This window comes from Pseudomonas sp. GW822-FHT02G04, from assembly GCF_058802085.1.
Map to the genome: position 1 here is coordinate 105,925 of NZ_JBXANU010000014.1, position 24,138 is coordinate 130,062.

At 59.8% G+C, this 24,138-nt stretch carries 19 protein-coding genes; 8 read left to right on the plus strand and 11 right to left on the minus strand.

The window, feature by feature from the left end:
• The first annotated feature begins 43 nt into the window (after positions 1-43).
• Complete coding sequence (locus AC1RO5_RS18410) at positions 44-4,219, plus strand: hypothetical protein (RefSeq protein WP_493176770.1); 4,176 nt, start codon at positions 44-46, stop codon at positions 4,217-4,219.
• Between the two features lies 1 nt (position 4,220).
• Here the strand turns inward: AC1RO5_RS18410 and AC1RO5_RS18415 are convergent, their stop codons facing one another.
• The 5 genes from AC1RO5_RS18415 to AC1RO5_RS18435 all read right to left on the minus strand — a co-directional run bounded on the left by AC1RO5_RS18415 (position 4,221) and on the right by AC1RO5_RS18435 (position 8,744).
• Positions 4,221-6,038, minus strand: a complete 1,818-nt coding sequence (locus AC1RO5_RS18415) for an ABC transporter ATP-binding protein (protein ID WP_493176771.1) — start codon at positions 6,036-6,038, stop codon at positions 4,221-4,223.
• On the minus strand, positions 6,031-6,633 hold the full coding sequence (locus AC1RO5_RS18420) for a DsbA family protein (RefSeq protein WP_493176831.1): 603 nt from the start codon (positions 6,631-6,633) through the stop codon (positions 6,031-6,033). Before AC1RO5_RS18420 ends, AC1RO5_RS18415 begins: the two co-directional genes overlap by 8 nt.
• A 36-nt stretch (positions 6,634-6,669) precedes the next feature.
• A complete protein-coding gene (gene trhO / locus AC1RO5_RS18425; RefSeq protein WP_493176773.1) occupies positions 6,670-7,611 on the minus strand; it encodes an oxygen-dependent tRNA uridine(34) hydroxylase TrhO in 942 nt (313 codons plus the stop codon).
• Positions 7,612-7,910: 299 nt separating this feature from the next.
• Complete coding sequence (locus AC1RO5_RS18430; RefSeq protein ID WP_018929866.1) at positions 7,911-8,207, minus strand: BolA family protein; 297 nt, start codon at positions 8,205-8,207, stop codon at positions 7,911-7,913.
• A gap of 12 nt (positions 8,208-8,219) precedes the next feature.
• Positions 8,220-8,744, minus strand: a complete 525-nt coding sequence (locus tag AC1RO5_RS18435) for a DUF2059 domain-containing protein (RefSeq protein ID WP_493176775.1) — start codon at positions 8,742-8,744, stop codon at positions 8,220-8,222.
• Positions 8,745-8,936: 192 nt separating this feature from the next.
• Here AC1RO5_RS18435 and AC1RO5_RS18440 point away from each other — a divergent pair, with 192 nt between their 5' ends.
• Positions 8,937-10,331, plus strand: coding sequence for a class II fumarate hydratase (locus tag AC1RO5_RS18440; protein ID WP_493176776.1), 1,395 nt, complete (start codon positions 8,937-8,939; stop codon positions 10,329-10,331).
• A gap of 113 nt (positions 10,332-10,444) precedes the next feature.
• On the opposite strand, the gene AC1RO5_RS18445 is transcribed toward AC1RO5_RS18440, so the two are convergent.
• On the minus strand, positions 10,445-11,404 hold the full coding sequence (locus AC1RO5_RS18445; protein WP_493176778.1) for a DMT family transporter: 960 nt from the start codon (positions 11,402-11,404) through the stop codon (positions 10,445-10,447).
• Between the two features lie 201 nt (positions 11,405-11,605).
• On the opposite strand from AC1RO5_RS18445, the gene AC1RO5_RS18450 reads away from it, so the two are divergent.
• The gene (locus AC1RO5_RS18450; protein WP_493176780.1) at positions 11,606-11,800 is read left to right on the plus strand and encodes a DUF6316 family protein; all 195 of its coding nucleotides are present in this window, start codon (positions 11,606-11,608) and stop codon (positions 11,798-11,800) included.
• 105 nt (positions 11,801-11,905) lie between these two features.
• Here the strand turns inward: AC1RO5_RS18450 and AC1RO5_RS18455 are convergent, their stop codons facing one another.
• Both AC1RO5_RS18455 and pap read right to left on the minus strand, forming a co-directional pair.
• Positions 11,906-13,090, minus strand: coding sequence for a thiolase family protein (locus tag AC1RO5_RS18455; RefSeq protein WP_493176782.1), 1,185 nt, complete (start codon positions 13,088-13,090; stop codon positions 11,906-11,908).
• 105 nt (positions 13,091-13,195) lie between these two features.
• The gene (gene pap, locus AC1RO5_RS18460; RefSeq protein ID WP_493176784.1) at positions 13,196-14,719 is read right to left on the minus strand and encodes a polyphosphate:AMP phosphotransferase; all 1,524 of its coding nucleotides are present in this window, start codon (positions 14,717-14,719) and stop codon (positions 13,196-13,198) included.
• 321 nt (positions 14,720-15,040) lie between these two features.
• Between pap and mnmC the strand changes: the two genes are divergently transcribed.
• The 5 genes from mnmC (at position 15,041) to AC1RO5_RS18485 (ending at position 22,306) form a co-directional block, all read left to right on the plus strand.
• Positions 15,041-17,023 carry a bifunctional tRNA (5-methylaminomethyl-2-thiouridine)(34)-methyltransferase MnmC2/FAD-dependent 5-carboxymethylaminomethyl-2-thiouridine(34) oxidoreductase MnmC1 gene (gene mnmC / locus AC1RO5_RS18465; protein WP_493176786.1) on the plus strand — a complete coding sequence of 661 codons (1,983 nt, stop codon included), beginning with the start codon at positions 15,041-15,043 and terminating at the stop codon, positions 17,021-17,023.
• Positions 17,024-17,146: 123 nt separating this feature from the next.
• Positions 17,147-18,919, plus strand: coding sequence for an N-acetylglutaminylglutamine amidotransferase (locus AC1RO5_RS18470; protein ID WP_493176788.1), 1,773 nt, complete (start codon positions 17,147-17,149; stop codon positions 18,917-18,919).
• A 3-nt stretch (positions 18,920-18,922) separates the two neighbouring features.
• On the plus strand, positions 18,923-20,671 hold the full coding sequence (gene ngg, locus AC1RO5_RS18475) for an N-acetylglutaminylglutamine synthetase (protein WP_493176789.1): 1,749 nt from the start codon (positions 18,923-18,925) through the stop codon (positions 20,669-20,671).
• A 151-nt stretch (positions 20,672-20,822) separates the two neighbouring features.
• Positions 20,823-22,013, plus strand: coding sequence for an osmoprotectant NAGGN system M42 family peptidase (locus AC1RO5_RS18480; RefSeq protein WP_493176791.1), 1,191 nt, complete (start codon positions 20,823-20,825; stop codon positions 22,011-22,013).
• Positions 22,014-22,078: 65 nt separating this feature from the next.
• A complete protein-coding gene (locus AC1RO5_RS18485) occupies positions 22,079-22,306 on the plus strand; it encodes a YheU family protein (protein ID WP_003199186.1) in 228 nt (75 codons plus the stop codon).
• Between the two features lies 1 nt (position 22,307).
• On the opposite strand, the gene csrA is transcribed toward AC1RO5_RS18485, so the two are convergent.
• The 3 genes from csrA to AC1RO5_RS18500 all read right to left on the minus strand — a co-directional run bounded on the left by csrA (position 22,308) and on the right by AC1RO5_RS18500 (position 23,859).
• Complete coding sequence (gene csrA / locus AC1RO5_RS18490) at positions 22,308-22,493, minus strand: carbon storage regulator CsrA (RefSeq protein WP_007942062.1); 186 nt, start codon at positions 22,491-22,493, stop codon at positions 22,308-22,310.
• A gap of 153 nt (positions 22,494-22,646) precedes the next feature.
• Positions 22,647-22,979 carry a YnfA family protein gene (locus tag AC1RO5_RS18495; RefSeq protein ID WP_493176793.1) on the minus strand — a complete coding sequence of 111 codons (333 nt, stop codon included), beginning with the start codon at positions 22,977-22,979 and terminating at the stop codon, positions 22,647-22,649.
• Positions 22,980-23,043: 64 nt separating this feature from the next.
• Positions 23,044-23,859, minus strand: a complete 816-nt coding sequence (locus AC1RO5_RS18500) for an SDR family oxidoreductase (protein WP_493176794.1) — start codon at positions 23,857-23,859, stop codon at positions 23,044-23,046.
• Between the last annotated feature and the right edge of the window lie 279 nt (positions 23,860-24,138).

The following is a 24,138-nucleotide window of genomic DNA, read 5'->3' on the forward strand; positions in this document are numbered from 1 at the left end:
GCTCCCCCTATCCGTTACGGGAACCCTTTCAAAGGAGTGCAACATGACAGAGACGTCTTCACCTTCACCTGGTCAACCCGCCCTGTCACCGGCAGACGAAGAATTTCGCGCCAGACAGGCTCTGGGACTCGACGACGGCCCGGATGTCGAGAACTTCAGCCTTCGCACCACCGCCCAGGATCGACGAGGGTTCAAGGCTATTCAACGTGCGGCCCCCAACCTCGCGCAACACATGACCATCGACACTTACAAGGCAAAACGCATCGATGCTCAAATCACCGACATCGTGAAAGCTTTCCTGAACGGCAAGCGTTCGTTAATCGGTCATCTCGGCGCCTCGGTACTGGCTTCCGCCTCCATGGATCAACTGCGAGCGACGCCGTCTGTATTCCTCCAGCGAATACTGAACACAGTCGAAGCAAAAGAGCTGGGGGACAGACTGCTCAGGATCCTCAGGTGGTATGGCGCAGGCCCTGGTGAACAAACTTCGGCGTCCGTGCGCCATCAGCTGGTATGCAAAGCCATATGCCTTTACTTGCAAGCCCCGTCAGCGGATGAGCCGCAGGAAGTCGCCGGATTCCGCTGGCAAGACACGGCTCACTGGGGCAAAAGCTACCAGGCCCTGCGCAGCGATTTTGAACTGCACTTGCTACGCACCAACCGGGTGACTGATGCAAAAGAGGCGGCCTTTCTCGCACGGGTGTTCGAGACCCACCTCTCAAAGGACTTCGCTGTGCGCGATACTCCGCCCGACCTTCCTTACAAAAGTTCGGTGGTGTGGGTGAACTTCATGCACGGCGTGCTGCTGGCAGATGAACTTGGCCTTGATCGATTGCAACCGCTGTCCTTTCAACAACTCGTCGACTTGCCCCTGACCCGGAGCGCCGACGCCTCGCCCGAACAACTTGAGCAGATGACTCGACTGAGGATGGGGCCGGCACTGGAATGGGCGGTCTGCTGCGGCATCGTTCAATCGCGAAGAAAATCCGATTACGACGAGGACGATATGAAGCGGGCGATGGCGGCTCTGGAAAGCCACAGCGAGAGCCTGAACAACGCCGTTATGACACTGGATTTGCCGCCCCCTGAAAGACTGAAGATGGCCAAACGGGTAAAGGATGATCTGTTTGGCCAGGCAATGTTCGAATCGGACGGGCACAAGTTGCTGCGCGATGATCCACCGAGCGGCGGCCCCAGAGACACGCCCTCATTGAAGCTGCCAGGCTATGCCTTCCTGGATGTCTATGCCGACGGCCAATTCGATGACAAGAGAAAATGGTTTGTAACCCGGCCCGACGGGAAAACACGAACCAGTCAGTGGATCAAGATCGACGACAAGCGAATCCTGCGTCATGGGGAATTCTTTCGCAAAGATCATGAGGGGATCGAAAGGCGTGTTATTACCAGATATGGAGGCGAGACGTTGCCTGATATCAACACGCAGTTTGAAACAGACTTTACAAACTACCTCTCGAAAATCAGGACGGCCTATCAAACCCTGATTACCAGTCTGCTGACCTCACTGCCACTGGCCGACCGCCAGGCCTTTGAATGGGGTGACGTCCGCTTGCTGAGCCTGCACCTGGACGAAAAACACATCAAGGCAAGGGGAGACATCCGGCCAAGAAAAGGTTTCGTTCTACAGGTGACCCACAATCATGAAATTACCTATTACGAACTGATCCCGAGTGCTGGCGTCATTCGTTGTCGACCCCACCTGAGAGTTTCAACAATCAACGGAGTTCGCACCACGTTTGCGTTGCACGCCTCGATCCCCGGACAAACATATACCGCTGAAATCAGCACTTCGCTGCTTCTCGATTGGGCCGCTCACCTGGATGGCACACCGCCTGCCGACCGGGCGTACTGCATAGCGACCCTCGGCGTGGTAGGTAACGTGCCCGCAGCTGTATCGCCAATCACAGCCGTTAGCGATAGCGAAGTCAGTGCGCTGGCATCCTCCCGGTTGAATGCAGTGGCTCACTACATCGCATCAAACTTTCTGTATGTCGATGAACAGCGGTTGCGTACCCAGGCCCGCGGCATGACGGCATTCGACACCCTCAGGGCCAGAAGCGAACAACGGATCAATACGACCCTGGAAATAGCCAAAGGGTTTGTGCCCTTCTGGGGCAGCATCGAGGACATTTTGTCGGGAAAAGTTGGCCAGATACTCATAGGCGTGGCCGGACTCGTGCTGGACCTGGCTTCATTCCTCACCCCTGTCGGGAAATTCATGTCGGGTTCGGTGCGGTTGATCAGGGCCGGGGCAACTGCCTCGCGAATGACCGTCAAAGCAAGTCTGCCTTCCTTTTCAACGTTGACCCGAAAACTCCTGACCGCTGCCCTGAGCAACCTCAATCCGCTGGACGGAGTCCCGACACTGCTCAAGTCAATGGGAAGCGGTGCCTGGAAAGGACTGCACATGGCGGGACGCGTTGGCGTTAGCGGGTTCAGGAAACTGACAGGACACGCCGACAGCTACCGACTGGTGCACAACCTGCCCCAGACAACCGATCCGGGGCGCTGGAAGCCGCTGGCAAGCAGTGATCGACTGGCTACGGTCAATGGCGTCGATGACGTACTCGTGCGCAATACCAGCCCATCGGACCTGACCCGATTCCACCCCGTCGACCCGGTAACGTCCTTGCCCTATGGCCCCCGCCTGCACAATCACAGCAACAACCTCATACAGGGCCGGTCAACCTTCAAAACGTTATCTCCTACCGAATCCCACGTCCTGGTAGAACTCCCGAAAGACGTCCATGTCCGTGAAATACTTGAGGTCGATGGTCGAACCACACTGTTCGTTGATGACGTTCCCTATCGTCTGGACGGCAACCAACTGCGCCGTGCCGATTTGATTGATGATCAGGCGATGCTCAGATCCTTGCCTTGCCGGGTACGACGTAGCCCGGGTGCCGATGTATGCACGACCACATTCGTCACCCGTGATCCGGCACCGACGCCGCCCGTCGGCAGTTTCGACGAAAACAAAGGCTGGGCGCCATGGTTCGGAGACAGTATCTATACGCCGGCCACGGCGGACAGGGCGATGCTGCTTAAAACCCTGAAGAGTAAAAACCGGCTCCCGGCTACGATGGAGTTCCAAAAAGGGATTTGTGGGAGGATCAAGGTGAGCATTCCCTACGGGCCCCAGAATCAATTTGATACCTTCGAGGCGGGTGCCACCCTCATCCCGGCCATGGACGGTTCGAAGCACTATGTGTTCACCCGGCTGGATGCTGGAGTTTTTTACATCGCCGAACTGGCACAAGGTCAAAGCATAAGAGACACGCTCAATTTCAAGAAAGCTTCCACATTGCCGGAAGATCTCAAAGCAGAATTGCTGAAGGTCTACACCGGATCGTTGAATGCCAACAACATGGCAAGGATTTACGGCACAGAAGCGGTGGAGCGTGCGTTGAAAACCATGGAGGAAATTGCCATTCCGATTGGCGGCCACGTGAACCCGCCCGATACGCTCAAATTGCTCAAGGTTGATACCAGTCCAGGCGAAGCGGTGCTGTTCGATCACTCGACCCGAATGATTGTCACCCAGCTGCCAAAAGGTGCGACAGGCTGGTCGCGCAGCAAGGTCGCATCAGAAGCTTTCCGTCAAAGAACAGTGGAAATATTCGATACATTGTTCCTTGAGTCGAGCATCGTGCTGAAGCATCCCGACAGCGCATTGAGGATCGACAGCACGATGAAAAAGCTTCACAACCTTATCCCTCGTCACCAGCGCCCGTACAATGTGAGAAACATCGGTTATGCCGAAGTAGCCACAGCCGCCGGGATGCGGGAGGTGTATGTGAGTGTTTCGGGAGCGCAGGGGGCGACCGGACATTTGCCTTTGTTCAGACATAATCTTGGCGCAGATCAGGTCAAGGTAGGCGAAACGACCTACTTCAACGTTGATATGAAGGAAGCTTTTCCCAGCACATCACTCCTTGTGTCTGATGAAGGCAAAGTACTCGCTGTGCCGGCGACAATAAAAAATATTGAAAGCTATAGCCCGACATTGACTCGCAAGCCCACGTCACTGGACAGCGAAAGCAAGTTGATCAGCGTGATTCGTGAGAAATACCCCGATCCCAAATCGATAGAGTCGGTAAACATCGCCACCACCATGCCGCCCTGCGACTCCTGCTCGGTTGTCATGAAGCAATTCGGCTACGACGGCGGGGAAAATGCCCTGAACGTTCTGTGGCACTAATTTAGTGCTGCTGCAAATGCCCATACAGCTTGGCGTACAAACCACCATCGGCAATCAATTGCTGATGGTCGCCATCCTCGGCAACCTGCCCGCCATCAAACACCAGCACCCGATCGGCCTGCTTCACGGCCGACAATCGGTGCGCAATGATCAACGTGGTACGGTGGCTCAAGAAGCGCGCCAGCGCCTGGTGCAGGTTGTATTCGGTGGCTGCGTCCAGGGCGGACGTGGCTTCGTCGAGGATCACCACTTTGGGCTCGGCCAACACCATTCGGGCAATCGCCAGGCGTTGACGCTGCCCGCCGGATAAACGCACGCCGGATCGCCCGACGATACTGTCCAGGCCATTGGGCAGTTCACGCACCGTGTGTTGCAGCTGAGCAATTTCCAGTGCCTGCCAGCAGGCCTCGTCACTGCGTTCGCGACCCATGGTCAGGTTGGCCCGCACGGTGTCGTTGAACAGGGCAGGATGTTGCAAGACCACGGCGACATTTTCGCGCACGGTGTCCAGGCCGATCTCTTGCTGAGTCGAACCACCGAAACGGATGGTCCCGGCCAGCGGCGTGTACAAACCCAGCAGCAGCTGCACCAGGGTACTTTTGCCACCCCCGCTGGCGCCGACAATCGCGACTTTTTCACCGGGGGCAATCGACAGGTTCATTTGGTTCAGCACCAACTCGTCGCCGTAGCCGAAACTCAGCCCCTGTACTTCGATGCCCACCGTGTCGCGCCCTTGGAACGGATCAACACTGCCGGTGTATTGCGGCTCGTCGGCACGGGCCAGCAACTCGTTGATCCGCGACAGCGCACCGCCGGCGGCGTAAAAGGCGTACTGCAAATTAAGCAGCTGTTCCACCGGACCGATCATGAACCACAGGTAGCTGAATACCGCCAGCATCTGGCCGATGGACAGGTCGGAAAACAGCACGGTGAGCATGGCCGCGGCGCGGAAAATATCGATGCCGAACTGGAACAGCAAACCGCTGGCCCGGTTCGATGCATCGGTTTTCCACTGCGAGCTCACGGCATAATCGCGCACTTCCCGCGCTCGCTGCCCCAACCGTCCGAGGAAAAAACCCTGACGATTACCGGCACGCACTTCCTGGATGGCGTCCAGTGTTTCGGTCAAGGCCTGGGTGAAGCGTGAGGTGCTGTCGTTCTCGAGTTTCTTCAGATGTTTGACCCGCTTGCCCAACTGCACCGTGGCGTAGATCACCAGCGGGTTGAACAGCAGAATCAGCAGCGCGAGTTTCCAGTGCATCCACATCAGGATCGAGGCAGTGCCCACCAGTGTCAGCATCGCCACGAGGAAACGACTGAGGGTTTCGCCGACGAATTTGTCCAGCGTGTCCAGGTCGGTGACCAGGTGCGTGGTCACCGTGCCGCTGCCCAGGCTTTCGTATTCGCCCAGCGAGATGCGCTTGAGCCGGTCGATCAACCGCACCCGAATCCGATACACGATGTCCTTGGCCAGCGCCGCAAACAATTTCGCCTGCACCACGTTGAACAACAACGCGGCGCAACGTAGCGCCAGGGTCACCAGCAGCATCAGACCGATATAACCCGCAGCTTTCTGCCAGACGTCGGGCAGCGCGTGGTTCATGACTTTCAGCGCAACGTCACCATGACCCAGCAGGACTTCATCCACCAGCAACGGCAACAGCAACGGGATCGGCACGCTGCACAGCGTTGCCAATACCGCTACGCCGTTGGCGATCCACAGGGATTTTTTATGGTGAAGGGCCAGGCGACGGATTTCCGCCCAGCTCAGCCGATCGACACGTTGGGGAGCCGCTACATCATCGGGCAGATCATGCACAGGCAGCGCGCTCCAGCCAGCGGCCGAGCAACGGTGACAACTTGCTCAGGGGCTGATAACCATTGGTCAGCAGCGCCAATTGACCATCACGCTCTGCCAGCAAAGTCGGGAAACCGGCAATGCCCAGGTCCTGGACCCAAGTGAAATCGGCGGCGGTCGCTGCGTGCTGATCGGCACGGTCGAACGCTGCGGCAAACTCGATGCGCGGCAAACCGGCCTTCTCCGCCAGCTCCACCAACACGCTGGCACGGGTGACGTCGCGACCTTCGACATAGAACGCATGCTGGATCAGCCCGAGCAATGTCCAGGCGCAATCCGGAGCCAGGCTGCGCGCGGTCACCAGTGCCCGACAGGCAGGCTCGGTGTCGTAGACAAACCCGTCGGGCAACGCGCCTTCAAATTTGAACGGCTGGCCGGTGGCCTCGCTGACCGCCTGCCAGTGCTCAAGGATGTAGCGCCGGGTGGTTGGCTCCAGCGCCGCGCCACTGCCGGTGCGCAAACCACCCACCACCAAATGCAACTCCACACCCGCCGCCTGCGCCTGCTCAACCAGCGCTTTGGCCACCGGAGCGAAGCCCCAGCACCAGGAACACATCGGATCCATCACATAGAGCAGGCGTGCAGACATGGTTCAAGCCTCGGAAGCGGATTGCTTGTAGTTGTAACCGATCGGGTGCGGCATGTTGCGCGCCTTGGCCAGTTCGATCTGCTTCTGCCGGTCGATGGCACTGCGACGGGTTTTCTCGCTCAGCTTATCCCAGCAATGCGGGCAACTGATGCCGGCCACATAGTGCTCGGATGCGCGGTCTTCAACGCTGACAGGCGTACGACAGGCATGACATTGATCGTAGTCGCCTTCGCTGAGATCGTGACGAACGGTCACGCGGTTATCGAACACGAAGCAGTCGCCCTGCCATTTGGTTTCTTCCTGCGGCACCTCTTCGAGGTACTTCAGGATGCCGCCCTTGAGGTGATAGACCTCGTCGAAACCCTGGCTGAGCATGTAGCTGGAAGCTTTCTCACAGCGAATGCCGCCGGTGCAGAACATCGCGACTTTCTTGTGCACGGCCGGGTCGAAGTTGGCTTTGATGTAGTCGGGGAATTCGCGAAAACTGGTGGTCTTCGGGTCGATGGCGCCTTCGAATGTACCGATCGAGACTTCGTAATCGTTGCGGGTGTCGATCAACAGCACTTGAGGATCGCTGATCAGCGCGTTCCAGTTCTGCGGATCCACATAGGTGCCGACCTTTTTGTTCGGGTCCACGCCTTCAACGCCCAGGGTAACGATTTCTTTCTTGAGTTTGACTTTGGTGCGGTAGAACGGCTGCTCTTCGCAGTACGACTCTTTGTGGTCGATGTCGTCCATGCGCGGGTCGTTCTTGAGCCAGGCCATCAGCCCGTCAATGCCTTCGCGGCTGCCGGACACGGTGCCATTGATGCCTTCTTCGGCGATCAGCAGCGTGCCTTTGATGCCGTTGTCGATCATCGCTTGCAGCAGTGGCTCGCGCAGATCAACGTAATTTTCCAGGGTGACGAACTTATACAGTGCCGCCACGACAATCTGTTGTGTCATGGGTAATTCTCCAGGTGGCTACCCTCGTAAGGGGTGAACCGGATGCGAAAAAAAACGCGCCGGGTGAGCGGCGCGTTGCGGATTCTAGCAAAAACCGTATGGCTTTAGGACTGTGAGATGCCTCTGTGGCGAGGGAGCTTGCTCCCGCTCGGCTGCGAAGCAGTCGTAAAACCGGCAAACTCGGTTTGCCTGACACACCTCGGTGGTGTTGGTATTTTCAGGGCCGCTTTGCGCCCCAACGGGGGCAAGCCCCCTCACCACAGCAAGCTCCCTCGCCACAACAGCCCCAGACCATCAGATCAATGACTGCCGCCAGCACAGGTCGGCGAGGCCGGAGCCGCGTCGATCTGTGCCCATTCTTCCGGCGTGTAGGTATGCAGCGCCAACGCATGGAACTCGCCCATCAGTTCGCCCAAAGTGCCGTACACCTTCTGGTGACGCTTGACGCGATTGAGCCCTTCGAACTGCCGGCTGACCACCACTGCCTTGAAGTGGGTCTGCAACCCACGGCTGTGCATGTGGCTTTCATCCAGCACTTGCAGGTGCTCGGGCTGCAGCAGCCCCAGCGTCGATTCGATGCGTTGTTGCATGGTCATCCCGAACTCCGCTTAAGGCTTTTTCTTGGCAGGAGCAGCCGCATCTTTCGGCGTCAGCTCGGCCGTCATGTCAGCCAGCAGTTTGTTGACCACAGGCACCGCGCTTTCCAGCTTGGCTTGAGTCATCTGGGCCGATTGCTGAGTCAGCTGCGGCATTTTTTCCAGGACTTTCTTGCCCAGTGGCGACTGGTAGAACGCCACCAGATCCTTGAGCTCGGATTCGCTGAAGTTGGTGGTGTAGAGCTTGACCATGTCCGGCTTCAGCTTGTTCCAGCCAATGGCTGCGTCCAGCGCTGCGTTGGCCTTGGCCTGATAAGTTTCCAGAACCGCTTTTTTCGACTCAGGGGCTTTGGTCTGTTCAAAGCGCTGAGCGAACATTTGCTGCACTTGCATGTACACCGGAGTGCCCAGTTTGTCAGCGTGCGCCAGGGTCAGGAAAGCTTCGGCACTGGCGTTGTGGCTGGCGGTATCGGCAAAAACCTGGCCGCTGGCGCAAACCAGTGCAACCGCGGTACAGATGGCACGAAGACGAGTCATCGAGTTTCCTTTTCTAGCAGGCGAGGTATAACCCCAAGGGCGCCCATTCTGCGCCTAAAAAAGTGTGTCGCTCAACCCCAAGCCTTGTCACGCCTGATTTAGAGGGGTTGAACGGTCAAATTCCAGACTGATGGAACCACGACCGGCGATCACAGCCTAAACTGCGCTATCAGACCTACAGGAGTGTGCATGATGAGCCGTATCGAAACCGACAGCCTGGGCCAGGTGGAAGTCCCGGATGACGCTTACTGGGGCGCACAGACGCAACGTTCGTTGATTAACTTCGCCATCGGCAATGAACGCATGCCGCTGGCGGTGTTGCATGCCCTGGCCCTGATCAAGAAAGCCGCGGCGCGCGTCAATGATCGTAATGGCGACCTGCCCGCCGACATCGCCCGCCTGATCGAACAGGCGGCCGACGAAGTGCTCGACGGCCAGCATGACGACCAGTTCCCGCTGGTGGTCTGGCAGACCGGCAGCGGCACCCAGAGCAACATGAACGTCAACGAAGTGATCGCCGGTCGCGCCAACGAACTGGCCGGCAACCCGCGGGGCGGCAAGTCTCCGGTGCACCCCAACGATCACGTCAATCGCTCCCAGAGCTCCAACGACTGCTTCCCCACGGCCATGCACATCGCAACGGTTCAGGCGGTGCAACAGCACTTGCTGCCGTCGATCGCTGAGTTGTCTGGCGGGTTGGCGGAGTTGTCCGCGCGGCACATGAAACTGGTCAAGACCGGTCGTACCCACATGATGGACGCCACGCCGATTACCTTCGGTCAGGAACTCTCGGCGTTCATCGCACAACTGGATTACGCCGAGCGGGCGATCCGCGGCGCGCTGCCGGCGGTCTGTGAACTGGCCCAGGGCGGCACCGCGGTCGGCACCGGGTTGAACTCGCCCCACGGTTTTGGCGAAGCGATCGCCGCCGAACTGGCCGCCCTCTCCGGCCTGCCGTTCGTCACCGCGCCGAACAAATTCGCCGCACTGGCCGGCCATGAGCCACTGACCACGCTGTCCGGCGCCCTGAAAACCCTCGCCGTGACCCTGATGAAAATCGCCAACGACCTGCGCGTACTAGGCTCCGGACCGCGAGCCGGGTTCGCTGAAGTGAAACTGCCGGCCAACGAGCCAGGCAGCTCGATCATGCCCGGCAAGGTCAACCCGACCCAGTGCGAAGCGTTGTCGATGCTGGCCTGTCAGGTGTTGGGCAACGACGTCGCCATCGGTTTTGCCGCCAGTCAGGGGCACCTGCAATTGAACGTGTTCAAACCGGTGATCATCCACAACCTGCTGCAATCGATCCGCTTGTTGGGCGACGGCTGCAGCAACTTCCAGCAGCATTGCATCGCCGGCCTGGAACCGGATGCCGAGAAAATGGCCGAGCATCTGGAACGAGGCTTGATGTTGGTGACAGCGCTGAACCCGCACATCGGCTACGACAAATCAGCCGAGATTGCCAAGAAGGCTTATGGCGAGGGGCTGACGCTGCGTGAGGCCGCGTTGAAGTTGGGGTATCTGACCAATGAAGAGTTCGATGCGTGGGTGAGGCCGGAGAATATGCTGGAGGCAGGTGCCAAGGGCTGAGTTTCCCTGATCGTTCCCACGCTCTGCGTGGGAATGCCTCAATGGACGCTCTGCGTCCGCTCTTGGGACGCAGAGCGTCCCGGGCTGCATTCCCACGCAGAGCGTGGGAACGATCACTCAACCGCCATTTTGATCTTTCTGGCACGAAGTCCGGCGATCAACGATGGCCCCAACGCCACCAGCGCCGACCCGAGCACCACCAGCACCGCCCCGCCATAACCCAGACCGTTGATCTGCTCGGCATGCACATACTCCGGCCATAACCACGCAGCCACGGCCACCGCGGCAAAGGTCACCAGCGGCGTGATCGCCAGCGTCGCGCTGACCCGCGAAGCTTCCCAATGGGCCAAGGCTTCGGCAAAGGCGCCATACGCGATCAGAGTGTTCAAACAGCACGCCAGCAGCAGCCAGCCTTGCAGCGGGCTCAGTTGCAGCGCTTGCAGCGGATGCACCCACGGCGTGAGCAACAGCGCGCAGAACAGGTAGATCACCATCATCACCTGCAACGAATTCCACACCGTGAGCAACTGCTTCTGGCCCAAGGCATAAAAGGTCCAGACCGTGGACGCCAACAGCACCATCAGCACACCCGCGGTGTAATCGGTCAGCGAGGTGAGCAACTCACTCAAGCGCTGATTGAAGAACAGCGCAAAGCCGATCAGCAGTACCAACAGGCCAATCCCCTGCCCCACGCTGAACCGCTCCTTGAACACGAACAGACTGGCGATCAGCAACATGATCGGGCCCATCTGCACCACCAGTTGCGCGGTGCCGGCGCTGAGCAGGTTCAGGCCCATCAGGTACAGCACGTAGTTGCCGACCAGTCCGAGCACCGCCATCAACACCAACCAGCCACCGCGCGGGCCAAGAACTTTGCGGCTCGGCAAGCGCTTGGTCGCCGCCAGATAAATGAACAGGCAACCGCCGGACACCATCAGGCGAAACCAGGTCACCGTCATCGGGTCCATCACCAGCAGCACTTGCTTGAGCTTGATTGGCAGGATTCCCCACAGCAACGCGGTCAGCAAGGCCAGGAATAAACCGTACACCCAGCGACCCGATGAAATATGCATGCTGACCCCGAAGCCCGTTGACAAGAACGGTCATTCTAGGCTCAGACCGGGGCGCGACACAGGGACAGTTGCCCACGGGCCGCAAATGAAACTGTGCAGGTCGTACCATGACATTGACGGGATGCCGTCGATCAGCTCGCCAGGCGTTGCAAAGGGTTCATGCATAAGCTCATTGAAACCGCCCTCTGCAGGAGATCGCCCATGTACGGCATGCGCGCCCAGGACACCGCCCCCGCCACGCACTTTCGCTGTGACCGGTTGTGTCGTGTCAATGGGGAGTTGTATTTCACCACCCGGGAACAGACCCTGGAGGGGCCGTTCGATAATGCGGCGACGGCCGAGAAAGAGATTCAGGCTTATATCGAGCGGATGCGGGTTTTGCGGATGAACTCGTAAATCGCGTCGCCTGCTTCGCGGGCAAGCCTCGCTCCTACAGGTGCAATTCCTGTAGGAGCGAGCGGTGCGGCGATCCGACTTGCCCGCGAAGGCGACCTCACGGAATTAACGCACCGCCTCAAACAACCCAGTAGCCCCCATCCCGCCCCCCACGCACATGGTGACGATGCCGTAACGCAGGTTACGCCGCTGCAACTCGCGCACGATGTGCCCGACCTGACGCGAACCGGTCATGCCGAATGGGTGGCCGATGGAAATCGAGCCGCCATTGACGTTGTATTTGTCGTTATCGATCTCCAGCCGGTCGCGGCTGTACAGGCATTGCGAGGCGAACGCTTCGTTGAGCTCCCACAAATCAATGTCGGCAATCTGCAACCCCTTGGCCTTGAGCAACTTCGGCACCGAGAACACCGGGCCGATGCCCATCTCGTCCGGCTGGCAGCCGGCCACGGCGAAACCGCGAAAGAAGGCTTTGGGCTTGAGCCCCAGCGCCAGGGCTTTTTCCAGGCTCATCACCAGCGTCATCGAAGCACCGTCAGACAGCTGCGACGAGTTGCCGGCGGTCACCGAGCCGTCTTCGGCAAACACCGGTTTCAACCCGGCCAGGCTTTGCAGGGTGGTGTCAGGGCGGTTGCAGTCATCGTGATCAACGATGCCGTCGAGGATCTGCACCTGGCCGGTGGTCTTGTCTTCAACGCGATACTTCACCGCCATTGGCACGATTTCATCGTTGAACAATCCGGCGGCTTGCGCCATCGCCGTACGTTGCTGACTTTGCAGGGCATACAGATCCTGCTCTTCGCGGCTGACGCTATAACGACGCGCGACGATCTCGGCGGTCTGGCCCATGGGGAAATAGATGCCCGGCACCTGCTCTTTCAGCAGCGGGTTGATCAGGTTGTCGGTGTTGACGCTTTTCATGGTCAGGCTGATCGACTCGACACCGCCGGCGACGATGATGTCGCTGCAACCCGAAGCGATCTGATTGGCGGCAATCGCGATGGCCTGCAAGCCCGACGAACAGAAGCGGTTAAGGGTCATGCCACCTGTGCCGATGCCCAAGTGCGACAGCACCGCGACGTTGCGACCGATGTTGTAGCCCTGGGCGCCTTCGTTGGAACCGGCGCCAACGATGCAATCCTCGACGCTGGCCGGGTCGACGTCATTGCGCATGAGCAGCGCGTTGACACAATGGGCCGCCATGTCGTCCGGACGGGTCTGGTTGAACTTGCCGCGAAAGGATTTGGCCAGGCCGGTCCGTACGCTATCGACGATCACCACTTCACGCATGGCATACACCTCATTGTTGTTGTCAGTCAGGAGTTGGACCGAGCATAAGTCCACCCTATGACTGACCGCGACAATCATTCACCCCGCGTATGCGTAACCATCGGCTCAGCGCTCGCGCTTTTGCAGTTTCTTCTCGCGCTTGTCGGACTTTTCGAATGCCTCTTCCAACGCCTCATTGAGGGTGCGAAGAACCTTGACCCGCGCCCAGCGCTTGTCGTTGGCTTCTACCAATGTCCAGGGCGATACCTCGGTGCTGGTGCGATCGACCATATCGCCGACGGCGGCGCGGTAATCGTCCCACTTGTCACGATTGCGCCAGTCGTCTTCAGTGATCTTGAAGCGCTTGAACGGGATCTCTTCGCGCTCCTGGAAGCGCTCCAGTTGAGTCTGTTTGTCGATGGCCAGCCAGAACTTGACCACGATCACCCCGGCATCGGCGACCTGTTCTTCAAAGTCGTTGATCTCACCGTAGGCACGTAACCAGTCCGCCTTGCTGCAAAAACCTTCGATGCGCTCCACCAGCACCCGGCCATACCAGGAACGGTCGAACACGGTAAATTTTCCTCGCGCCGGAATATGCCGCCAGAACCGCCACAGATACGGCTGCGCCCGTTCTTCTTCGGTGGGCGCGGCGATCGGCACGATGTTGTACTGGCGTGGATCGAGCGCCGCGGCCACTCGACGGATCGCCCCGCCCTTGCCCGCCGCGTCGTTGCCTTCGAACACCGCGATCAACGCGTGACGACGCATGCGTTTGTCGCGCATCAACCCGGAAAACCGTGCCTGTTCGGTAATCAGCTGTTCTTCGTAATCGTCCTTGTCCAGGTGCAGGGTCAGGTCCAGGCTGTCGAGCAGATTCATCTGATCAACGCTGGGGAACATGGGCGCGGCGCTGACTTTGTCCGGGTGAATCCTGGGTCGCTTCAGTGCGCTTTGCAGGCCTTCGAGCAAGATTTTGCCAACCGCCAGGCTCCGATAACGCGCGTCCACGCCAGCGATCACATGCCACGGCGCATAGTCGCGGCTGGTACGGCGCAGCACCCGTTCGCCGTATTTCACGAACTTGTCGTAGGTCTCGGATTGCTGCCAGTCCAGCGGGCTGATGCGCCAGCTATGCAGCGGGTCATCAGCCAGCGCCTTGAGCCGCGCTTTCATCTGTTTCTTGGAGAGGTGAAACCAGAACTTGAAGATCAGCGCGCCTTCGTCGCACAGCATCTTCTCCAGCCGCTCGGCGCCGTTGATGGCTTGATCGAGTCGCGGGTCCTTGAACACGCCATGAACCCGTCCTTGCAGCATCTGGCTGTACCAGTTACCGAAGAAAATCCCCATGCGCCCCTTGGCCGGGAACATCCGCCAGTAGCGCCAGGCGGGTGGTCGCGCCAGCTCTTCGTCGGTCTGCTGGTCGAATGTGCGAACCTCGATCGAGCGCGGGTCCATCCATTCGTTGAGCAACTTGACCGTCTCGCCCTTGCCGGCCCCTTCGATGCCGTTGATCAAAATGATCACTGGAAAACGGTGTTGCTGCCGAAGTTCGAACTGCGCTTCGAGCAGGGCCTCACGCAACGCCGGCAGTTCGGCTTCATAGGTTTCTTTGTCGATGACATGACCGATTTCGGCGGATTCGAACATGAGAGCGCTCCTTCCAGGATTGAGCAAGACTAGCGGATTGGCGTCTCATGCGTAGGACAAATCCATCTTTGAGGCTGATACGAACCCTGTGGCGAGGGAGCTTGCTCCCGCTGGATGGCGAAGCCGTCCCGATATCAGAAAACTTGTACGCCGGTGGTACATAGACAACCAACTTGCGGCTGCTTCGCACCCGAGCGGGAGCAAGCTCCCTCGCCACAAAAGCGACGATTCTCCCTGCCTCCCCAATGTGGCACTTGCCATGGATCAAGCACCCCGTTGGCGATCGGCTAGAATGCCCACCTTGCCGTTGCCGAGCCTGCCATGAAACCTGTATTGCCCCACGCCCAGCTTGACTGGGACGACCAAGGTCGCCCGCGCTCGCGGGTGTTCGATGATGTGTATTTTTCCGACCAGTCGGGCCTTGAAGAAACCCGCTACGTGTTTCTGGAGCAAAACGATTTGCGCAACCGCTTCGCCGCATTGCCGGCGGGTGGGCGACTGGTGATTGGCGAGACCGGTTTCGGCACCGGGCTGAATTTCCTCTGTGCCTGGCAGTTGTTCGAACAACACGCAGTGGCCGGTGCGCGGCTGCATTTTGTCAGTGTCGAAAAGTACCCGCTGAGCGCCCCCGACCTGCAACGGGCGCTGGCGTTATGGCCGGAGCTCAAGCCGTTCGCCGATCAACTGCTGGCGCAATACGTGGCTATCCATCAGGGCTTTCAGCGGCTGGTGCTGGGCAACGGCCACGTCACCCTGACCTTGCTGATCGGCGATGTGCTGGAGCAGTTGCCGCAACTGGACGCGCAGATCGACGCCTGGTTTCTCGACGGTTTTGCTCCGGCGAAAAACCCCGACATGTGGACCGCCGAACTGTTTGCAGAACTGGCCCGTCTGGCGGCACCCGGCTCGACCATCAGCACCTTCACCAGCACCGGTTGGGTGCGCCGCCTGCTGAACGCGGCGGGCTTCAAGATGAAACGCACGCCAGGCATCGGCCACAAATGGGAGATCCTGCGGGGCACCTTCCTCGGCTGGCCTGAAGAGACCGCTAAACCGGCCGCAACTAAACCGTGGTTCGCTCGCCCAACCCCGCTGCCCGGCGAGCGCCGCGCCCTGGTGATCGGTGCCGGGCTGGCCGGTTGCGCCAGCGCCGCCAGTCTCTCCGCGCGGGGTTGGCAAGTGAGCCTGCTGGAGCGCCACGATGCATTGGCGCAGGAAGCCTCGGGCAATCCTCAAGGCGTGCTGTACCTCAAGCTTTCGGCCCATGGCACGGCGTTGTCGCAATTGATCGTCAGCGGTTTTGGTTACACCCGGCGCCTGCTGGAACAATTGCAGCGCGGCGTCGACTGGGACGATTGCGGGGTCTTGCAACTGGCCTTCAATGCCAAGGAAGCCGAACGTCAGGCGCAATTGGCCGCGGCTTTTTCGCCAGGCCTGGTACACCTGCTCGATCAACCGCAAGCACAGGCCCGGGCCGGCATCGAACTGCAGCACGGCGGCCTGTTCTTCCCCGAAGGCGGCTGGGTTCATCCTCCTGCGTTGTGCCAGTGGCAGGCGTCTTCAACGAACATTCAGTGGCTGCCCCATCGCGAGGTGCTGGAACTGCGCAAGGTGGAGGATCAATGGCAGGCCTGGGACGGCGAGACACTGCTGGCCAGCGCGCCCGTGGTGATTCTGGCCGGCGCCGCCGAGATCAAGCGTTTTCCCCAGAGCGCCGAGCTGCCCCTCAAACGCATTCGCGGCCAGATCACCCGACTGGCGCAAACCCCGGAAAGCCAGAGCCTGGCAACCGTCGTCTGCGCCGAAGGCTATGTGGCACCCGCGCGCCTCGGCGAACACACGCTTGGCGCCAGCTTCGATTTCAAGAGTGACGATCTGGCCCCGACCGTCGCCGAACACCTCGGCAACCTGGCGTTGCTCGAAGAAATCTCCACCGACTTGGTCACCCGTCTGCATGTTCAAGACCTGGACCCGCAACAGCTTGCAGGGCGCGCGGCGTTCCGTTGCACCAGCCCGGATTACTTGCCGATCGTCGGACCACTGGCCGACCAGGCCAGCTTCGCCAATGCCTATGCCGCGCTGAGCAAAGATGCCCGGCAAGTGCCCGATGTGCCCTGCCCGTGGCTCGATGGGTTTTACGTCAACAGCGGTCATGGCTCTCGCGGTTTGATCACCGCGCCATTGTCTGGCGAGCTGCTGGCGGCATGGCTTGAGAACGAGCCTTTGCCCTTGCCCAAAACCGTGGCCGAAGCCTGCCACCCCAACCGTTTTGCCTTGCGCCAGTTGATCCGCGGAAAAGTCTGACACGCAGACTTATAACTTATCGGTCTAAAACTCCAGGGATTCAGCCGGGTCAGTTTTCGGGTACCCGCCGTTTTTTGGCGGGTATCGATTGCCCCTCCCCAACGGAAAAACCGGTAAGGACTTATGTGCGGATTAGCTGGAGAATTACGTTTCGACCATCAACCTGCGGACCTCGCAGCCATTGAACGAATCACCCATCACCTGGCCCCTCGCGGCCCTGATGCGTGGGGCTTCCACAGCCAAGGCCCGATTGCCCTCGGTCATCGGCGCCTGAAAATCATGGACCTGTCGGACGGCTCGGCACAGCCGATGATCGACCATCAACTGGGCCTGTCCCTGGCCTTCAACGGCGCAATCTACAACTTCCCGGAACTGCGCACCGAGCTGGAAAGCCTCGGTTATGCCTTCTATTCCAGCGGCGACACCGAAGTGTTGCTCAAGGGCTATCACGCCTGGGGTGAAGCGCTGTTGCCCAAGCTCAACGGCATGTTCGCCTTCGCCATTTGGGAGCGTGACACCCAGCGTCTGTTCATTGCCCGCGACCGTCTCGGTGTGAAGCCGCTGTACCTGTCGCGCACCGGCCAGCGCCTGCGCTTTGCCTCGGCCCTGCCGGCATTGCTCAAGGGCGGCGACATCAACCCGATTCTCGATCCGGTGGCGCTCAATCATTACTTGAACTTCCACGCGGTGGTCCCGGCCCCGCGCACCTTGCTGGCGGGCATTGAGAAACTGCCGCCGGCGAGCTGGATGCGCATCGAAGCGGACGGCACCACCGAGCAGAAAACCTGGTGGACCCTGCCCTACGGCCCACATGCCGACGAACTGAATCTGACCCTCGAAGACTGGCGCGATCGCGTGCTCGACAGCACCCGTGAAGCGGTGGCGATCCGTCAACGGGCGGCGGTGGATGTCGGTGTGCTGCTCTCGGGTGGCGTCGATTCGAGTCTGTTGGTGGGGCTGTTGCGCGAAGTCGGGGTCGAAGACTTGTCGACCTTTTCCATCGGTTTCCAGGATGCCGGCGGCGAGCGCGGTGATGAATTTCAGTACTCGGACCTGATCGCCAAACACTACGGCACCCGGCATCACCAACTGCGTATCGACGAACTAGAGATCATCGAGCGCCTGCCTGCGGCGTTCCGCGCCATGAGCGAGCCGATGGTCAGCCATGACTGCATCGCCTTCTACCTGCTATCGCGGGAAGTGGCCAAGCATTGCAAAGTGGTGCAGAGCGGCCAGGGCGCGGATGAGTTGTTCGCCGGGTATCACTGGTATCCGCAGGTGGACGGCGCGAGCAATCCGTATGCGGCGTATCGCGATGCGTTTTTCGACCGCAGCTACGCCGATTACGCCGCCACGGTGCAGCCTAAATGGCTGACAGCCAACGACGCGGCCGGCGACTTCGTGAAAGAGCATTTCGCCCAACCCGGTGCCGACGCGGCGGTGGACAAAGCCCTGCGCCTGGACAGCACCGTGATGCTGGTGGACGACCCGGTCAAACGGGTCGACAACATGACCATGGCCTGGGGCCTGGAAGCGCGCACGCCGTTTCTCGACTATCGCCTGGTGGAGTTGTCGGCACGGGTGCCGGGCAAATTCAAACTGCCTGATGGTGGCAAGCAAGTCCTGAAGGAAGCGGCGCGGCTGGTCATTCCAAGCGAAGTGATCGACCGCAAAAAAGGCTACTTTCCGGTGCCAGGTCTCAAGCATTTGCAGGGCGACACGCTGAACTGGGTGCGGGAACTGCTGCTCGATCCGAGTCAGGATCGCGGCCTGTTCAACCCCGCCATGCTCGACCGCCTGCTGACCGATCCGCAAGGTCAACTGACCCCGTTGCGCGGCTCCAAGCTGTGGCAATTGGCGGCCCTGAACCTGTGGCTCAGTGAACAAGGAATCTGATCGATGAAACCCCACGCCACGGCTTACAGCCAACGCTTGTTGCGCGGTCAGGCACCCTCCTACGAACGCTTGCAGGCACGCCTGGCCGAAGACGGCAGTGCATTGAGCGCCGCGCCCATCGCCGTGCATTGCGGTTGGGGCCGGTTGCTGATCGGCCATACCTTTCCCGATGCGGCGAGCCTCGCCCAAGAGTTGCTCAATGAGCAGCCCGGTGAACGGGACATCGCCTTGTACGTCGCCGCCCCCCAGCAAGTGCTGGGGTTGGAACCGGTGCAACTGTTTCTCGACCCGTCCGACACCTTGCGCCTGTGGTTCAGCGATTACCGTCAGGCCACCCGGGTGTTTCGCGGTTTCCGTATCCGTCGGGCGCAAAGCGAGGCGGACTGGCAGGCGATCAATCAGCTGTATCAGGCCCGCGGCATGCTGCCGATCGATGCAGGTTTGCTGACCCCCCATCATCAGGGCGGCCCGGTTTACTGGCTGGCCGAAGACGAGGACAGCGGCGCGATTATCGGCAGCGTCATGGGCCTCAATCACCACAAGGCATTCAATGATCCGGAGAACGGCAGCAGCCTGTGGTGCCTGGCGGTGGATCCGCAATGTTCCCGCCCAGGCGTCGGTGAAGTGCTGGTGCGGCACTTGATCGAACACTTCATGAGCCGTGGGCTGAGTTACCTGGACCTGTCGGTGCTGCACAACAACCGTCAGGCGAAGAGTCTTTACGCCAAGCTCGGTTTTCGCAACTTGTCGACGTTTGCGATCAAGCGCAAGAACGGCATCAACCAGCCGTTGTTTCTCGGCCCCGGCCCCGAAGCCGAGTTCAATCCGTATGCGCGGATCATCGTCGAAGAGGCTCATCGGCGCGGTATTGAGGTGCAGGTGGATGACGCGCAAGCCGGTCTGTTCACCTTGATTCACGGCAGTCGCCGGGTGCGTTGCCGCGAATCCTTGAGCGATCTGACCAGCGCCATCAGCATGACCTTGTGCCAGGACAAAAGCCTGACTCACAAGGTGCTGAAAAATGCCGGCCTCAAACTGCCCGCCCAACAACTGGCGGGGAGCGCGGACGACAACCTGGCGTTTCTCGACGAGCACGAACGGGTGGTGGTCAAACCGCTGGACGGTGAACAGGGCCAAGGGGTAGCGGTGGATTTACGCAGCATCGAGGAGGTCCAGCAAGCCATCGAGAACGCCCGTGCATTCGACAGTCGAGTGCTGCTGGAAAGTTTTCACGAAGGCCTCGATTTGCGGATTCTGGTGATCGGTTTCGAGGTGATCGCGGCCGCCATTCGCCGGCCGGCGGAAGTGGTGGGCGATGGTCAGCATTCCATCGGCGCGCTGATCGAGGCCCAGAGCCGTCGCCGTCAGGCAGCGACCAGCGGTGAAAGCAAAATCCCGCTGGATCAGGAAACTCAACGCACCTTGCAGGCGGCGGGTTATGACTACGGCAGTATTCTGCCGGCCGGCGAGCACTTGTTCGTACGGCGCACGGCGAATCTTCATACCGGCGGCATCCTTGAAGACGTCACGGCGATTCTGCATCCAGCCCTGGTGGATGCGGCGGTGCGCGCGGCACGGGCGCTGGATATTCCGATGGTCGGGCTCGACCTGATGGTGCCGGCCGCCGACCAGCCGGAGTACGTGTTTATCGAAGCCAATGAACGCGCCGGCCTGGCCAACCATGAACCGCAACCGACGGCCGAGCGGTTTGTGGATTTGTTGTTTGCGCATAGTCAGCCGGCAGTCTCTTAGTGATGTACTGCCCGGCCCCATGATCGTTCCCACGCTCTGCGTGGGAACGCAGCCAGGGACGCTCTGCGTCCCAAGCGATTGCTGCGCGTCCGAAGAGTCATTCCCACGCAGAGCGTGGGAACGATCAGCTCTCACCCCATCAGGAGTTTCCATGACCAGCAAAATTCCCGAACCGGATCTCAATTACCTGCAAAAAGTCCTGCTGGAAATGCTCGCCATTCCCAGCCCCACCGGGTTCACCGACACCATCGTGCGGTACGTCGCCGAGCGCCTTGAAGAACTGGGCATTCCCTTTGAAATGACCCGTCGCGGCACCATCCGCGCTACCCTCAAGGGCAAGAAGAACAGCCCGGACCGTGCGGTCTCCGCTCACCTGGATACCATTGGCGCGGCGGTTCGCGCGATCAAGGACAACGGGCGCCTGACCCTGGCGCCAGTCGGCTGCTGGTCCAGCCGTTTTGCCGAGGGCAGCCGCGTCAGCCTGTTCACCGACAACGGTGTGATCCGCGGAAGCGTGTTGCCGCTGATGGCTTCCGGGCACGCGTTCAACACCGCCGTGGATGAAATGCCGATCAGCTGGGATCACATCGAATTGCGCCTGGACGCCTATTGCGCGACCCGCGCCGATTGCGATTCGCTGGGGATCAGCGTCGGCGATTTCGTCGCCTTCGACCCGTTGCCGGAATTCACCGAAAGCGGCCACATCAGCGCCCGTCACCTCGATGACAAGGCCGGCGTTGCCGCACTGCTGGCGGCACTGAAAGCGATTGTCGACAGCGGTGAAGAGTTGATGATCGACTGCCATCCGCTGTTCACCATCACCGAAGAAACCGGCAGCGGTGCGGCGGCTGCCCTGCCCTGGGATGTCAGCGAATTCGTCGGCATCGACATCGCGCCGGTCGCACCCGGCCAGCACTCCAGCGAACACGCGGTGAGCGTGGCGATGCAGGATTCCGGCGGGCCTTATGACTATCACCTGTCGCGACATCTGCTGCGCCTGGCCGCTGACAACGAACTGCCGGCGCGTCGGGACCTGTTTCGCTATTACTTCAGCGATGCTCACTCGGCCGTCACCGCCGGCCACGACATTCGCACCGCCCTGCTGGCCTTCGGTTGCGACGCCACCCACGGCTACGAACGCACCCACATCGACAGCCTCGCCGCCCTCAGCCGCCTGCTCGGCGCCTACATCCTCAGCCCACCGGTATTCGCCAGCGATGCACAACCGGCCACAGGATCACTGGACCGGTTCAGTCACCAGATCGAGCACGAGACGCAGATGGAAAGCGATACGCGGGTGCCGTCGGTGGATAGCCTCGTTGGCCTGCGCACAGAAAGCTGAGGCGAACACTGGTGATGTGTTCATATCCGCCGTAGCATCGCGCCAATGTTTAACCGAGGTGCCTTATGCTGATCCCCCACGACCAACTTGAAGTCGACACCCTGACCCGCCTGATCGAGGATTTCGTGACCCGTGACGGCACGGACAACGGCGATGACACGCCGCTGGAAACCCGTGTGTTGCGTGTCCGTCAGGCATTGACCAAGGGCCAGGCGCTGATCGTCTTCGATCCGGAAAGCGAGCAATGCCAGTTGATGCTCAAGCACGATGTGCCCAAGCACCTGTTCGACTGAGTCAACGAACTTTGGCTTTTGCCTGTTTGATCTGGATGCGCTCGTAGACTTCGGCGCGGTGTACGTTGACTTGCTGTGGCGCTTCAACACCGAAGCGCACACTGCTTCCGTTGACGGCGAGCACCCGCACGGAAATGTTGTCACCAATGGATATCAATTCGCCCACAACGCGACTGAGTACAAGCATGGCATTCATCCTTCAGGGTTACCGGCCCCTGAAGATGCCCGGCGCAGAGCGGGTCTTCAATGCAACGACCGCAAAACAGTCCCGCCCTACAATGCAGGCTGCATCACCCTGACGGACGTGTCCGACAAACCGCTTGAATGAAGGACCGATCCGTCAGGAAGCGGTAAGGCGCGGACCAAACAAAATGACACTCGCCCCGAGTACACACAGCGCCACGCCGATCCAGTCCGAGCCCAGTGGTCGAATCCGCTCGACCACCGCCAGCCAACCAATCGAGGCAATGATGTAGATGCCACCGTAGGCGGCATAGGCGCGACCGGCGTAGCTCGCTTCGACACGGGTCAGCAGCAGTGCGAACAACGTCAGGCTGAGCAAGGCCGGGATGACCCACCACACGCTTTTACCCTGGCGCAGCCACATCCAGAAAGCGAAGCAGCCGGCGATTTCGAACAGCGCGGCGAGGAAAAACCACAGGTAATTGAGCATGCAAACGTCTCGTGAGGATGACCGATTGCGGCCACCCTAACGACGGTGTTGCGCACGGGCAAGTTCAGCCTGCGTTTTGTTTGGCCTTGGCGCGCATTTTGTCGGCCATCACAGTCATTTCGTTGTAGAGCAATTGCGGGTCTTTCTGTTTGATCGCCCAGGCCATACGGCCCTGTTCGTGAGGCAGGATCAAGAATTCGCCAGCGGCGACCTGCTGATAGATGTATTCGGCAATGTCTGCAGCGGTGATCGGCGAGCTTTCCAGCAATTTGCCAACCTGCGCTTTCATGGCCGGGGTCGGGCCACGGAAGGAGTCCAGCAGATTGGTCTGGAAGAACGACGGGCAAACTACATGCACGCTGACTTCCTCGTGGGCCAGTTCAATCAGCAAACTTTCGGACAACGCCACTACACCCGCCTTGGCCACGTTGTAGTTGCTCATGGCCGGGCCTTGCATCAGCGCTGCCATCGAGGCGATGTTGATGATCTTGCCTTTGCTTTTCTCCAGCAGCGGCAGGAAGGCCTTGCAGCCCTTGACCACGCCCATCAGGTTGATCGCGATTTGCCAATCCCAGTCCTCAAGCGACAGTTCACTGAAGAACCCGCCCGAGGCCACACCGGCATTGTTGACGATGACATCGATACCGCCGAGTTTCTCTTCGCAGGCCTGGGCAAAGGCGGTCAGTTGGCTGTAGTCGCGTACATCGCAGCGCTGAATGAAGCCGTCACCACCGGCTTCGCGCACCAACTTGAGGGTTTCCTGCAGGCCGGGCTCACTGACATCCGACAAGGCCAGTTGCCAGCCTTCACGCGCCCAGCGCAGTGCGATTTCGCGACCCAGGCCTGAGCCCGCGCCAGTGATCATCATGCGATTTTGCATAGCAAACAGCCTTGTTGTTCCGGGGAAGATGCACCGAGTGTAGCGAAGGATAATGCGCGACCCACGCTCCATCAGAGTGCTGAATGGCCAGCGATGAACCACGGCGCGGTCCGGTTGTTTCAACTTCGAAACGCCGTCAAAGAAATAAGCGTACCTTCCAAAAACACTAAAAATACTTGGAATTATTTTTCATTGCCGCGAGTCGGATTTTGTATGCAGCGCGGATTAATACAGTCCAGCTGAACGGCTGAAACGCCAAGTCAAATCCACAATGCTTCC